We start from the raw sequence: 14,659 nt of genomic DNA on the forward strand, positions 1-14,659 counted from the left end.
AATGAATTTAAAGCGTTTTCAATAAAGGGGTGCAATGCCTCTGGGCTGCATTCAGAAAGTACAAATAATCGATGAGGTGAGTGTCCATGTCGGCAAGCACGAAACGGCCAAGGTTGAAGCTGAATCTGTTGGGAAGCGATGGTCAGCGCAAGTGCAAGGAGATTATGGAGCGTCCCGTTAAAGTTTTGCAGATAGGAGAAGGTAATTTCTTGCGGGGATTTGCGGACTGGATGCTTCATGAGAGTGCCAGACAAGGCAAATTCCACGGAAGTGTAGCCGTTACACAACCACGACCGGGAGGAAAGGCCAAGCTGGAACAGATTCGTGACCAGGACGGATTATACACGATGATTACGCGTGGACTGTCTCAAGGGAAGCCGGTTGAACGGACAGAGTTGATCTCCATTTTCTCACAGTGCATCAATCCTTATGAAGATTGGGCGGCCTTTTTGGAACTGGCGAAACTGCCTTCACTTGAGTTTGTAATCTCCAATACAACCGAATCGGGATTGAAATATATACAATCAGCGTATATCGAGGGTGAGCCGGTTCAATCGTTCCCAGGCAAACTGACGGTGTTCCTGCATCAGCGATATTTGAACTTTGAAGGTGACCAATCCAGAGGTCTGATTCACCTGCCGTGTGAGCTGCTTGAAGGCAATGGCGATGTACTGCGTAGTTGTGTCCTTCGTCATAGTGAAGATTATGGATTCTCTGAAGGCTTCCGTTCGTGGATTGAGAATCATAATTCCTTCCTGAACAATCTGGTGGATCGCATTGTCACAGGTGCGCCAAATCCGAAGGAAGCTGAATCACTGACGAATCGCTGGGGGTATGAGGACCAGTTGGTTAATACGGCAGAGCCCTATCATTTCTGGGCGATACAGGGAGATGAATCACTGGACAAAAAGCTCCCACTCAAGCAGGCAGGGCTCAATGTACACTGGGTGAAAGATTTGAAGCCTTTTCAGGTTCGTAAAGTTAGGATTCTAAACGGTGCACATACTTTGATGTCATCACTCGGCATTCTGAAAGGCAAACAATATGTGAGAGAGACGATGGAAGACCCGCAATTCGGTTCATGGATCAGGGAAGCGGTTCATCAGGAGATCGTACCTGCTCTGGATATGCCTGATCATGATCTGGAACAGTATGCGGAAGAAGTATTCGAACGTTTTCTTAACCCGTACATTGATCACAATTTGCAGGATATTGCGCTGAATACGATAGGTAAATTCAAGGTTCGTGTGCTGCCAACACTTTTGTCCTATGAGCAGAATCAGGGAAGCTGGCCAGAACGTTTAATCCAGGGATTTGCCGGACTACTGTGTCTCTACCGTCCTGTACAAACGCCAGAAGGCTACAAGGGACATCGACTGAATGGGAATGACGTTCTGTTGCGAGATGATCCGGATGTACTTGCTGCTTTAGCTGCACACTGGGAAGGTTATGCTTCGCTGAACAGGAATCAGGATCAATTAAACGGAAGGGTGGCAGCTGTGTTATCGGATACCTTGATCTGGGGCGAAAATCTGGATGCAAGAGAAGGGCTGCGCGCAGCACTCGTTCATGAAATCAATCTACTGGAAGGTGAAGGGGAATGAACACTACAAGTATAGTCAATGACTGGATTGCCATTCAGCCGCAGGATGATGTCATTATAGCTCTTAGGGATTATGCCAAAGGTGAACGCATTACACTGCCAGATAGTGTTTCTTTTGTATTATTGGATGATGTGCCCAAAGGACATAAGATTGCTGTGCACACCCTGACCCCCGGCGATGACGTGATGAAGTACGGCTTCTCGATCGGTATTGCCAAAGAGCAGATCGAGCAGGGGAGCTGGATTCACAGTCACAACCTCAAGACAGGTCTGCACGGATTACTTGAATATGAATATCAACCGGGAACCCAGGTTCAGACCGACATGCCTCCGGAACATTTACGGTCATTCGATGGATATCTGCGGCCCAACGGCGAAGCAGGTATCCGTAATGAGATCTGGATTGTGAATACGGTTGGCTGTATCAATAAAGTATGTGAAGCATTGGCACGTATGGGGCAGACCCAGTTTGGAAATCGGGTAGATGGGGTATTTCATTTTCCGCATCCGTTTGGGTGTTCGCAACTTGGTGATGATCTGAAGTATACGCAGCAGTTGCTGGCCTCGTTGGTGGAGCATCCGAATGCAGGGGGCGTACTGGTCATCGGTCTGGGTTGTGAGAACAATCAGGTGGATGAGTTCCGTGAATGTATTGCGCCGGAATACCAAGGTAAAGTACGTTTTCTCAAGGCGCAGGAAGCGGATGACGAGCTTGAAGAAGGCCTTCGACTGATGGAAGAACTCGTGGAAATCGCCGAACATGAACAACGTCAGCCACTCCCGCTGAGCAAACTCAAAATCGGCTTGAAGTGTGGCGGTTCCGACGGATTATCCGGCATTACAGCGAATCCATTGGTGGGCTCGGTTGCTGATATGCTGGTTGCTGCCGGGGGGACGGCTATTCTGACGGAAGTCCCTGAGATGTTTGGTGCGGAGACCATTTTGATGAATCGGGCTGCGAGCAAGCAGGTATTTCAAGATTTGGTGGACTTGGTGAACGGCTTCAAGCAATATTTCGTGAACCATGGTCAGAATATTTATGAGAATCCTTCACCAGGCAACAAGGCTGGAGGAATTACGACTTTGGAGGAGAAGTCACTGGGGTGTACACAAAAGGGCGGGCGATCTGAGGTAGTCGACGTTCTGCGATATGGCACACGTGTGACTCAAACCGGTCTGAACATTGTGGAAGCACCAGGTAATGATCTGGTGTCTGTTACGGCACTGTCGGCAGCCGGTGCACATATTGTTCTCTTCACAACAGGGCGGGGAACTCCGTTTGGAGGCCCGGTACCTACCGTCAAGATTGCGACCCAATCGGATCTTGCCAATCGCAAAAAACACTGGATCGACTTCAATGCAGGCCAACTACTGGAAGGGCGCACGATGGATGAGGTGAAAGAGCAGCTGTTCAGTCAGCTGATCGACATTGCTTCAGGACGGTCACAGACACTCAGCGAGCAGCATGGATTTCGGGAGATTGCCATTTTCAAAGATGGTGTGATTCTCTGATCCGATAGTAATGTCATATATCATGTGTAGTCCATTACAAAGTAGAACTACAGCCAATCCCGGTTGCCAACTGTATTATAACCGGGATTGGTTTTATCTAGGTTCTGCTAATGCCTAGTGATTTGGCGATGCTTGATAGTGCGGCTGGTGAAGCGTGCTGCTGTAATTGTACGAGCAATAGTTCACGTGCCTCTGTTGCGCTGCCTTCAAATGACTTAATACCATGACGTTTCATCCAGTGACCAGCGGTCTCATATGCGGAGCTGTTCCATGCAACTTTACCTTCAGCGAGACCTTCTTTTTCTTTGGTTCCACTGATCACAATGGCTGCATGTCCTTGAAGATCCAGAAGTCCACGATCGAATGCTTTTTTGTCCTCTTTTGCTCCGAAGCCGGTCTGAGATCGCAAGGCACGTCCATCGATACCTTCATGTTCTTCAACTTGTACATAGAGCTTGAACGCTTCACGGGAGATTAGTCCCGCTTCATATTGTTCCTCGATGGTTCTGGAGTCGGCAAGCAGTCGATGTACCCAGGGAAAGTACTCACGGGAGACGAAAAGTGCTTTCTTTTTGACGAATTTTCCATATGCAGCAATGCCCTCTTCAGCGATACGTGAGCGCCATAACCAGGGATCGAGTGCATCATCCTTGTACCAGTGTTCTTCGGGTGTTAGCGATGACAGAGAAGGGTACTCGACAAACAGGGGGGCCAGCGGGAGCAGTCCAATAGACTGAATACGCTGGCCTGCTTCTTCGTATGTTACAACGGGTTCAACTCTCATGATATCAGCAGGCTCCTTTAAGTATATTGTATGGTGCAGCTATGACTTGGTTGAAGCTAGATATATTTGGCTTACTTCCTCGGCATGCTTACGAATCTCACAGCGAAGGTGGTGGGGTTCAATCACTTCGGCCTCACGTCCCAATCGGTAAAAGAAACGTACGGCCCATTCCCATTCCCTTGGTGGACAGAGAAATGACAATTCCCAGATATCCGGAGAAATTTCAGTCATCTTCTCGGCGATATGCTCATCCTGTTCGGCTTCAACCATTCCCCGATAACTCAGTCGAACCTTAACCCGGGTGTGCTGCTGTTCTGGCAGTTGTGGTTTAATGCGCTGTTGTTGTGCCAGTTCGTTTAGTATCTGTGCATCCTGTGGCTCAATCGGCATGACCTCCATTATTCGGTCAACCCTGAACAGACGTTGTTCACCATGCTCTACTGAATAAGCTTCACAATACCAGAAGCCGGAGGATGCATATATGCGTATGGGGCAGATCGGTAACCACCGTTGACGCGAAGCGGATCGATACAGTACACGTAACCATCCTTGTTCAGGTATACAGGAGAGAAGTGGGTCCATGTGACGAAGGATATAATTGCGGCTAGGGACATGATGATGCAGTTGTTTGAGCATGGGATCTATTCGGGCCATGATATCATCTGGAATGATAGCCTTAACCTTGTTCATCAGTGTCCAGCGTTTCTCGTGAAAGGGTGTGTCCGAGTACCGGTTCAGACCTTCGAGTGCGAATATAAGCGTCGCTGCTTCTACCGGGTCCAACTGTAATGGCGGCAATACGTACCCTTCCATAAGTCTGAAACCGCCTCCCGGACCAGAAATGGCAATGATGGGCACATTCATCTCGGAGAGGCACTGAATATCCCGGAGAATAGTGCGACGGGAAACTTCAAACTTCTCACCCAATGAGTGCGCTGTTTCCTGACCATGCTGTAACGCCATAACGATGGCAGCGAGCCGATTTGTTCTGTTCATGTCAGCCACTCCGTTTCGATCTATGTCCCGCCGGAAAGTGATACCGAAGTGATATTGCTATTGTATCAGCTGATAAGTGACATCATGGGTGTCACCTATTTTTTTGATAATTAATTATTTTGCAATGGATCAAATGCATGATTCACACAAGCATGTTCCGGCGGGTTTCGTTTAAATGTGTGTCTCGTCCAATTCGCTTCGTATACTGATATTTCCTTCTATTAAAAGACCTACAGAATATACCAAAAACCCGTATCCATGATAGTCAGATACGGGAAGTAGCAGGTTATTGACGTAAAGATACGATAAAGGTCTAAATTTCATACCAATATCCTAACTGGAGACAAATTTGAGCGATATAAATGAATATATGTGACACTTTGTATCGCGTTCATTTTCATTACATGTTGTGCTTCCCATGCTGAGAATATAGCGAATAGCTTATTGCATTTCGAGCAGTTGCACTCCGCGGCCTTCAATCTCAACATGTCCCGATAGTTCACAATCGGTTAGCAGATCGCGTACCCTGGCTGCACCCAGATCATAGGATTGTGTGGAAGCGTTATGGTTCATGACAAAAAGATATGGTTTGCCATCTTTGGTACGTGCACTGACTTCAACACCTTCCGGTGTCTCAAGCAAAGATTCTACATTCTTGGCTACTGCAAGCTGTCCGAGCAACCCATCCAGGAAACGTTCATCCGGGTCGGATGCGACGTACCAGGCTTCACCTTGACCAAACTTGTTACGTGTAACGACAGGCATGCCTTTATAGAAGTCGTCTCCATACTCCGCGATGACTTCGGCTCCTTCACTGTGCAGCAGGTCACACAGTATGCCACAGTCATATTCTCCTTGAAGATCGCCGTAGGCTTCTTTGAGGACCATGCTGTTCTTTTGCTCAGGCAGCAGGGCATCGATCTCTTCAACCCAGATTCCGAGCAACTTGCGGAGTTCTCCCGGATAACCACCTGTGGTCACGAGGTCGTTCTCGTTGACAATACCGCTGAAGAAGGTCGTCACGAAAGTTCCACCTGCGGCAACAAACTTCTCCAGTTTGTCGGCATAACCCGGTTTAACCATGTAGAGCACAGGTGCGAGAACGATGTCGTATTTACTGATATCTGTATCTACACTAACGATGTCCACTTGAATGTTGCGGCGGAAGAACGCTGCATAGTATTTATGAATCTGATCCACATAATTCAGGGCGACCGTAGGTCCGCTTGATTTTTCGATAGCCCACCAGTTATCCCAGTCGAACACAATGGCTACTTTGGATTCAACCGCAGCATCCAGGGTAGTGTCACCAAGTAACTGCAATTCCTTACCCAGCTCAGCGACTTCACGGAATACACGCGTATTCTCGTGTCCCGCATGTTCGATGACTGCACCGTGATACTTCTCACAAGCACCAATGGAACGGCGAAGCTGGAAGAACATAATCGTATCGGCCCCGTGTGCAACAGACTGGTAGCTCCACAGACGCATTACGCCGGGACGTTTCAGTGAGTTATACGGCTGCCAGTTCTGCTGACTTGGCGTCTGTTCCATGAGCATGAACGGCTGCCCATCTTTCAAACCGCGCATAAGATCATGAGCCATTGCCGTAAAACTGACGGGTGTTGCGAGACCGGGGTAGCTGTCCCAAGAGACGATATCCATATATTTTGCCCATTTGAAATAGTCCAGCTGTTTGAAAAATCCCATCAGATTGGTCGTGACGACCGAATCCGGAATGTGTTTTTTGATCGCATCATACTCCAGACGGTAACAATCAAGCATGCTGTCGGAGTTAAAGCGGGAGTAATCGAGCGAGATCCCCTGGAATGTGGAATTGTTGTTGCCCCAGTGCTCGCTCAGGTTACTTGGCAAGACAATCTCGTCCCAATCGTAGAACGTGTGCCCCCAGAAGTTAGTGTTCCATGCTTTGTTGACCTGATCGATCGTCTGGTAACGCTCCTTGAGATATACGCGGAATGCTTTCTCACAGTTGTCACAGTAACATTCACCGCCATATTCATTGGAGATGTGCCATACGAGAATGCCGGGGTGATCCTTGTATCGTTCCGCCAGTTGATCAGCTATCTTCTCGGAGTATTTGCGATAGGTTGGGCTGTTGGGACAAGAGTTGTGGCGCCCGCCGAATTTACGTTTGCGACCATCGGCATCTACACGAAGCACATCCGGATATCTCTTTGCCATCCATGCCGGATGGGCAGCGGTACTCGTTGCAAGGCATATATAGACACCGCTTTCATATAGGCTATTAATGAGTTGGTCAAGTTCTTCTAAATGATATGTCACTTCATCAGGCTGAATCAGAGCCCATGAAAAGACGTTAATTGTGGCAATATCAATGCCTGCCAGTTGAAACATACGCAGGTCTTCAAGGTGGGTCTCATGGTCCCATTGTTCGGGGTTATAGTCGCCCCCATAGAACATTTTGGGTAATTTGCTGCTAATCATTGCGTTCACCTCTTGTATAAGAATAATTCTATATTATATGATACATATGACTTTTAAAATATAATAAAAGTACTGATCTATATAAGAATATGGAAGTATAGTATGGCTAATATCCAAGGAGGTATCCATGTTTATCTCACCTAGACATCAACGATATTTCATGACATCACGTGATCAGCCGTTACCCCTGTATATCGAGAGCCTTGGCTATAACGGCAATCAGGAGAAAGTGTCCAGACCTGTGGGGTATCCGTGTTATCACTGGCTTCAAACCGTCAAGGGAGCCGGGGAATTCCGATTTGCCGGGTCCACGGTAATCATGGGGGAAGCGACGGGTATTTTGCTACCACCTAATGAGCCGCATGAGTATGTGCGTGCTCAGGGGGAGTGGGAGACACTTTACATTACATTCGGGGGTCCCCAGTGTCCGGCCATCCTGGAGTCACTTGGGCTGGGGGAAGCGGCTTTGTATCAGTGGGAGCCGGGTAGCCCAATCAACGATTATGGACAGAAAGTTCTGGATTCGATCAGCAGTGATCAGGATTTGTCGGGCTTGGAAGCGTCTGCGGATATATATCGATTTCTGATTTTACTCAAAAAACACGGCATGACAGGCAATCGATCTTCGATCTCGGACGCTGTCGAACGGCTCGCTCCGCTCATTGCATTCATGGAACAGCACTATGCTAATCCCGAGATTGGTCTTGAACATATGGCTATCGTTACCGGGATTACGTCAAGACATCTAAACACCTTGTTCAAACAGTCCTTTGGCATGACAGCCTATAGTTATTTCATTCTGCTGCGCATTCGCAAATCCAAGGAAATCTTGACAGGGGATACGGGACTTACAATTAAGGAAACTGCTGCGCGGGTTGGTTTTCGAGACGCAAGTCATTTTGTCGCTACCTTTCGCAGGATTGAAGGAGTAACTCCCGAACAGTTTCGTAATTGGTACTAATGGTCAGTGTGAGGGGTACCCAATTGAACAAAAAGTGATACCAGGAAGGTATTGATGCTGGGGGTCATTGCCGTTATGATGGTATCGATTCCTGAGATTCGAAAACGATTAAGCGGATTCATGTATCCGTTCTACTTAGAGAGGATGATAGAAATTGACAACAACGATACCACTGTGGGATCATGCTGCACCTTATGCGGCCAAGGGTCATGAAGATGAAATGCCTCATTTGACTCCCTTTATTGTTCCTGGTTCCGAAAGCGCTGTTATTGTGTGTCCAGGTGGTGGCTATGGTTTTCTGGCAGATCACGAAGGGGCTCCAATAGCCGAATGGTTGAATCGTGCAGGGATCAGTGCATTTGTCCTGAAATATCGGGTAGCTCCTCACCAGCATCCTGCTCCGATGACCGATGGTCAGCGTGCCATACGTTATGTTCGTGCTCATGCGGAGCAATTCGGCATTAGTTCTTCAAAGATCGCAGTACTTGGTTTCTCCGCAGGCGGACATCTTACAGCAACCCTGGGAACGTTGTATGACGAGGGACAAGCGGATCATGAGGATTGGATTGAACGCCAAAGCTCACGCCCGGACCGGGTTATTCTCTGTTATCCGGTTATTACGATGGAGTCCTATGGACATGCCGGTTCCTGCGAGAATCTGCTTGGTGCTGATGCCTCGAAGGAACAGATTCAGGCCTATAGTGCAGAGCAACAAGTGAAAGCCGATGCCCCGAAGCGTTTCTCTGGCATACCAGCGATGACAAGGCAGTTCCAGTGGAGAACAGCTTGCGTTACGCACTAGCATTGGGAGCTCATGGCATTCCCTATGACTTGCACGTTTTTGAGAAAGGCTCACATGGTTTGGGATTAGCCGAGGATAAGCCCGCGGTTCGGGCATGGTCCGATCTGTGCCTGACGTGGCTCAAGAATCAAGGCTGGTAATATACGAGGCTATCCGCATCATCCATCCCACATATTAGTGCTTATAGAGCGAAGGAGAAAAGACGATGAAATTGCAAAAAAATGATAAGCTTCTGTTTATCGGAGATTCGATTACAGATTGTGGGCGTGAACATCCTGTAGGTGAAGGCAGTTCAGGTCTAGGTCATGGTTATGTTGCACAAGTACATGCACTGCTGCGGTCCATCTATCCTGAATTGATGTTGCGTATCCAGAATGTGGGTAATGGTGGAAATACGATTCGTGATCTGAAGCAACGCTGGGATCGTGACGTGCTTGATCTTAAACCGGATTGGTTAACGATTATGATTGGTATTAACGATGTATGGCGCCAGTTTGACAATCCGCTGTCAACAGACTCGCATGTGTTTCTTGAAGAATATGAGTCCACGTTGCGTGAACTGGTTTCATCGGTTCGTCCGAACCTCAAAGGTATGGTATTGATGTCTCCATACTATCTGGAAGCCAATCCGGAAGACCCCATGCGGGCAACGATGGATATATATGGTGAGGCTGTCCGCAGGGTAGCGAGTGAGTATGATGCGGTGTATGTGGATACACAGGCTGCATTTGCTCCGTTCTGGGATCATTTCTATACGTCCGTACTGACTTATGACCGGGTACATCCGGATGCAACAGGCCATATGGTCCTATGCAAAGCATTTCTGGATGCCATCGGGTTCGAATGGTCAGGCGGCGTCAAATCTTAAAAAGGACGTGATGGCATGAGCAATGTAACCGTAGCTGTGAACACACCGGCACTTCTGGGAGAAGGACCAAGCTGGGATGCAGAGAACAACCGTTTATTATGGGTGGATATTGAAAACTTCAAGGTACATGTATATGATCCGGCCACAGGTCAGGATCGGGCATATGATGTTGGCGAACATGTTGGAGCTGTGGTTCCCTATCGCGGGGATGAAGTGGTCGTTGCATTACGCAGTGGATTTCATACATATCATCTGCTTACAGGTGCGTTACAAGCTATTGAAGACCCTGAACAGGACAAGCATACCAATCGGTTCAATGATGGCAAGTGTGATGCGCATGGCCGTTTCTGGGCAGGCACGATGAGCTTGAACAATGAGAGCCAAGCCGGTTCACTATATTGTTTGGAGCAAGGTCAGTCTGTGCGTACGATGGTGCAGCATGTATCAACGTCCAATGGATTGGGCTGGAGTCCCGACCGGCAGACGATGTATTATATTGATACCCCGACACGTTCCATTGATCGGTTTGATTTTGATCTGGCTGCAGGTACGATTAAGAATCGGTCCAGCATCATTGATATACCAGAGGAATTCGGTTTTCCAGACGGTATGACAGTTGATGCGGAAGGCATGTTGTGGATTGCCCACTGGGGCGGAGGAAGAGTCACTCGCTGGAACCCGGATACGTCAGAGCTGTTGCAACAGATCGAAGTGCCCGCAGATCAGGTAACCTCATGCTGTTTTGGTGGACCAGATCTCAAGGAGTTGTACATTACCACAGCGCGTACTGGAATTAAGGAAGAACGTCTGAAGGAGACACCGGATGCTGGATCGTTATTCGTGATCAGACCGGGTGTTAAAGGGCAGGAGACTCATGCATATGGTGGTCTGAAATAGAGAGAGACTTGGTCATGCGGTCAACTGCGAACGGTTAGTGAAGGAAGGAAGGAAGGAAGGAAGGAAGGAAGGAAGGAAGGAAGGAAGAAAGAAAGAAAGAAATCTACTATTCCGATGGATAAGACATATCGAAAGATGCTGTTACTGCAGCATCTTTTTTTGTTGTGCCAACAAGTAACTTCACTGAAAATATTTTACAAAAATCAGGAATTAGACAGAGGGTTTTAGGGATTACCATCGAATGTTATTTATTGAAAATATTATCCATATAGTGACGTTTTAAAGAGATTTGTGTAAGCGCTTAACATAATACTAAAAGGGGGTGAGGCTCCTTGTATAAAAGAATGCATTGATTGTCTGGCACGCCATCATCAGCATGATGAGACAGCGGGGATAGACCAACATGCAGTAACCAACTCGAAGAGGAGGATTAGTTAATATGAGAACGTTTATGGGGAAAATAAAAATCATGAGCCTGACGGTTGCCGTAGTCACGGCTACTATGGGAGGACTCGCTGGAACCGCAGCAGCGGCACCGAGCGAAGCCTACAAGTGGAAAAGCGTGGTAACTGGTGGTGGAGGCGGGTTTGTACCGGGCATTATTTTTAATGAATCCGAAAAGGATCTAATCTATGCGCGGACGGATATCGGGGGAGCTTATCGCTGGAATGAGGCTGACGAGAGCTGGATACCGCTTACCGATTTTGTCGGCTGGGATGATTGGAACAAAAATGGTGTGGACGCACTGGCTACTGACCCTATTGATCCCGATCGAGTATATATGGCTGTTGGCACCTATACGAATTCGTGGGACCAGAATAATGGCTCCATCCTGCGTTCCACAGATCGGGGAGATACTTGGCAGACAACCACACTTCCGTTCAAAGTGGGCGGCAATATGCCTGGGCGTTCGATGGGCGAACGTCTTAGCGTGGACCCTAACGACAATCGAATTCTGTACTTTGGTGCACGAAGTGGCAATGGCCTCTGGAAAAGTACGGATTATGGTGTGACCTGGAACAAGGTGACGAGTTTCCCGAATCCGGGAAATTATGTGCAAGATCCTTCCAATGAATATACGAGTGATATTGTAGGACTGGCATGGATTACATTTGATAAAACATCTGGTTCTGCTGGACAGGCGACTCAAACGATCTATGTGGGCGTAGCGGACAAAAATCAAAGTGTATACCGCAGTACGAATGGCGGGGTAACGTGGTCAGCTGTCGCTGGGCAACCCACCGGTTATTTGCCGCATCATGGCGAGCTGGATGCTGATGGTAGTCTGTATGTTACCTATAGTGATGGGGCCGGGCCTTACGACGGTGCCAAAGGTGACGTCTGGAAACTGAATACATCGACAGGTGCCTGGACCAACATAAGTCCTGTTCCAAGCAGTAGCGCAGATAATTATTATGGCTATGGCGGTTTGGCGGTTGATGCACAGAACCCTGGTACGATAATGGTTGCGACACTGAATTCCTGGTGGCCGGATGCCGTTGTGTTCCGCAGTAAAGATAGTGGAGCGACGTGGACACGTATCTGGGATTTTGATGGATATCCGAACCGGAAGTTGCGGTATACACAGGATATTTCGGCAGCGCCATGGCTCACCTTTGGAGTCAATCCAGCACCACCGGAGACAACGCCAAAACTTGGCTGGATGATTGGCGATCTGGAGATTGATCCATTTGATTCCGATCGCATGATGTATGGAACGGGTGCGACAATCTATGGAACGGACAACCTGACCGACTGGGATGACGACAAAAAAATCCATATCTCTGTAAAGGCCAAAGGCATTGAGGAGATCGCTGTATTGGATCTGATCAGTCCACCTAGTGGAGCACATCTGGTGAGTGGCGTAGGAGACGTCGCCGGTTTCCGACATAATGACCTGACACAGCCTCCGGCAACCATGTTTACCAGCCCGAATTATCCGTCCACGGAAAGTCTTGATTTCGCTGAATTAAGCCCAAATACGATGGTACGGGTGGGCAAAGCCGATTATACGGTTGACCCTAATGCGAAATCAATGGGATTATCCAGTGATGGAGGCACGACATGGTACAAAGTTAATGCAGAACCTTCAGGGACAACAGGGGGTGGGACCGTAGCTATCTCGGCTAACGGGAACAGACTGGTCTGGAGTACGTCGGACAAAGGCGTTCATTATTCTGCCAGTGGTAACTCATGGACGGCTAGTACCGGCATACCTGCACAGGCCAAAGTTATTTCGGACCGGGTAAATTCGAACAAGTTCTATGGTTTTGCAGCTGGAAAAATCTATGTCAGTGTTAACGGAGGTGCATCCTTCACTGCATCGTCAGCGACTGGACTTCCGATTGGAGGTAATTCGGATCTCGATGCAGTTCCTGGTGTTGAGGGTGAACTCTGGTTCGCAGGAGGTAGTGAGGATGAAGGTCCTTACGGATTATGGCATTCTACTGATTCAGGAGCAACCTTTACGAAGCTAGCTAACGTAGAGGAAGCGGACAGCATTGGATTTGGTAAAGCTGCTCCTGGGCAGAGTGTAGTTGCACTATATACGGTTGCACAGATCGATGGTACACGCGGATTTTTCCGTTCCGATGACGGGGGAGCCCATTGGGTACGAATCAATGATGATCAGCATCAGTATGCTCGTGTAACGACGATTACAGGTGATCCACGTCTGTATGGAAGAGTATACCTCGGTACGAATGGTCGCGGGATGCTGTATGCTGACCCTGTAGGAGGTAATAACGGAGGGGAGACGCCCGGTTCCAACTCAGTCATTACACCAACAACAGCCGAATTTGATCGCAAAACAGGCAATAAGGCGGATGTTCCGGTTGGGTTAACGTTAAACGGAAATACACTTGTATCCATTCGTAACGGGAATGCAACGCTGGTGTCAGGTACAGATTACACGTTGACAGGCAATCAGGTCGTATTGAGTAAAAACTACCTGGCTTCACTGCCGAATGGCGCCGCGGCACTAACCTTTCAATTTAGTGCAGGCAGCCATGCGACCTTAAATCTGCTCATTAAAGACACGACAGCTGCACCAGCTGGAACCATACGCATTGAGATGTTTAATAGTAATACTTCGGCGACAGGCAGCTCCATTAGCCCCAAATTCAAACTGACGAACACGGGCACTACAGCATTGAATCTGTCCGATGTGAAAATCAGATACTTTTACACGATTAACGGTGATCAGCCTCAGAACTTCTTCGCTGACTGGGCGACTGCTGGAAGTGCGAATGTAACAGGCACGTTCAGTGCAATCAATCCGGTACGGACAGGTGCTGACCATGTGCTTGAGATTGGCTTTACAGCTTCGGCTGGAACACTGAATGCGGGACAAAGTACGGAGATCCATACGCGCATCTCCAAGAATAATTGGACCAACTATACCCAAACAGACGATTACTCCTTTGCAGGAAGTCAGACTTCCTATACGGACTGGTCCAAAGTCACCGGTTATATCGCGGGAGAGCTCCAATGGGGGATTGAACCTTAATACCCATTCAGACAAAATAATGGAATGAAAACAGAAGCCCTGACTCGCCAAATGATCATTTGGCGAGTCAGGGCTTCTTATTTTGTCGAAATATAGTGTAAACTATAGATAGTTACCATTGCTTAAAGGATCGTTTTAGGATATAAAAAGATGTACAATCAATTTAAAATTAATGTAACCGCTAACACTGGGAAGTGGTTATAGTCGATATATAATAGATGGTATAACCTGTACAGACATAGAGGAAAGATTAGACAAG

At 48.0% G+C, this 14,659-nt stretch carries 11 protein-coding genes; 8 read left to right on the plus strand and 3 right to left on the minus strand.

Features of this window, described 5'->3' with window-relative positions; genetic code table 11:
• Positions 1–86: 86 nt before the first annotated feature.
• Positions 87–1,604, plus strand: a complete 1,518-nt coding sequence (locus tag C0Q44_RS29280; protein WP_105410660.1) for a tagaturonate reductase — start codon at positions 87–89, stop codon at positions 1,602–1,604.
• The gene (locus C0Q44_RS29285; RefSeq protein WP_105410661.1) at positions 1,601–3,115 is read left to right on the plus strand and encodes a UxaA family hydrolase; all 1,515 of its coding nucleotides are present in this window, start codon (positions 1,601–1,603) and stop codon (positions 3,113–3,115) included. Before C0Q44_RS29280 ends, C0Q44_RS29285 begins: the two co-directional genes overlap by 4 nt.
• Before the next feature lie 97 nt (positions 3,116–3,212).
• Here the strand turns inward: C0Q44_RS29285 and C0Q44_RS29290 are convergent, their stop codons facing one another.
• From C0Q44_RS29290 to C0Q44_RS29300, 3 genes are all read right to left on the minus strand, one after another.
• Positions 3,213–3,899, minus strand: coding sequence for an AlkZ-related protein (locus C0Q44_RS29290; protein ID WP_105410662.1), 687 nt, complete (start codon positions 3,897–3,899; stop codon positions 3,213–3,215).
• Between the two features lie 39 nt (positions 3,900–3,938).
• A complete protein-coding gene (locus C0Q44_RS29295) occupies positions 3,939–4,895 on the minus strand; it encodes a helix-turn-helix transcriptional regulator (RefSeq protein WP_105410663.1) in 957 nt (318 codons plus the stop codon).
• Between the two features lie 441 nt (positions 4,896–5,336).
• Complete coding sequence (locus C0Q44_RS29300; protein ID WP_105410664.1) at positions 5,337–7,364, minus strand: beta-galactosidase; 2,028 nt, start codon at positions 7,362–7,364, stop codon at positions 5,337–5,339.
• 127 nt (positions 7,365–7,491) lie between these two features.
• Here C0Q44_RS29300 and C0Q44_RS29305 point away from each other — a divergent pair, with 127 nt between their 5' ends.
• From C0Q44_RS29305 to C0Q44_RS29325, 6 genes are all read left to right on the plus strand, one after another.
• Positions 7,492–8,325, plus strand: a complete 834-nt coding sequence (locus C0Q44_RS29305; protein ID WP_105410665.1) for an AraC family transcriptional regulator — start codon at positions 7,492–7,494, stop codon at positions 8,323–8,325.
• 154 nt (positions 8,326–8,479) lie between these two features.
• The gene (locus C0Q44_RS29310) at positions 8,480–9,127 is read left to right on the plus strand and encodes an alpha/beta hydrolase (RefSeq protein WP_308737481.1); all 648 of its coding nucleotides are present in this window, start codon (positions 8,480–8,482) and stop codon (positions 9,125–9,127) included.
• Positions 9,112–9,267 (plus strand): alpha/beta hydrolase family protein, encoded by a 156-nt coding sequence (locus tag C0Q44_RS31660; protein ID WP_308737482.1) that lies wholly within the window; start codon positions 9,112–9,114, stop codon positions 9,265–9,267. Before C0Q44_RS29310 ends, C0Q44_RS31660 begins: the two co-directional genes overlap by 16 nt.
• 65 nt (positions 9,268–9,332) lie before the next feature.
• On the plus strand, positions 9,333–9,995 hold the full coding sequence (locus C0Q44_RS29315) for an SGNH/GDSL hydrolase family protein (protein ID WP_105410666.1): 663 nt from the start codon (positions 9,333–9,335) through the stop codon (positions 9,993–9,995).
• Positions 9,996–10,010: 15 nt separating this feature from the next.
• Complete coding sequence (locus C0Q44_RS29320) at positions 10,011–10,892, plus strand: SMP-30/gluconolactonase/LRE family protein (RefSeq protein WP_105410667.1); 882 nt, start codon at positions 10,011–10,013, stop codon at positions 10,890–10,892.
• A gap of 439 nt (positions 10,893–11,331) precedes the next feature.
• A complete protein-coding gene (locus tag C0Q44_RS29325; protein WP_374955168.1) occupies positions 11,332–14,400 on the plus strand; it encodes a X2-like carbohydrate binding domain-containing protein in 3,069 nt (1,022 codons plus the stop codon).
• Positions 14,401–14,659: the final 259 nt, after the last annotated feature.

Origin of the sequence: Paenibacillus sp. PCH8, from assembly GCF_002968835.1 — a bacterium.
In the GTDB taxonomy this organism is placed as follows: domain Bacteria; phylum Bacillota; class Bacilli; order Paenibacillales; family Paenibacillaceae; genus Paenibacillus.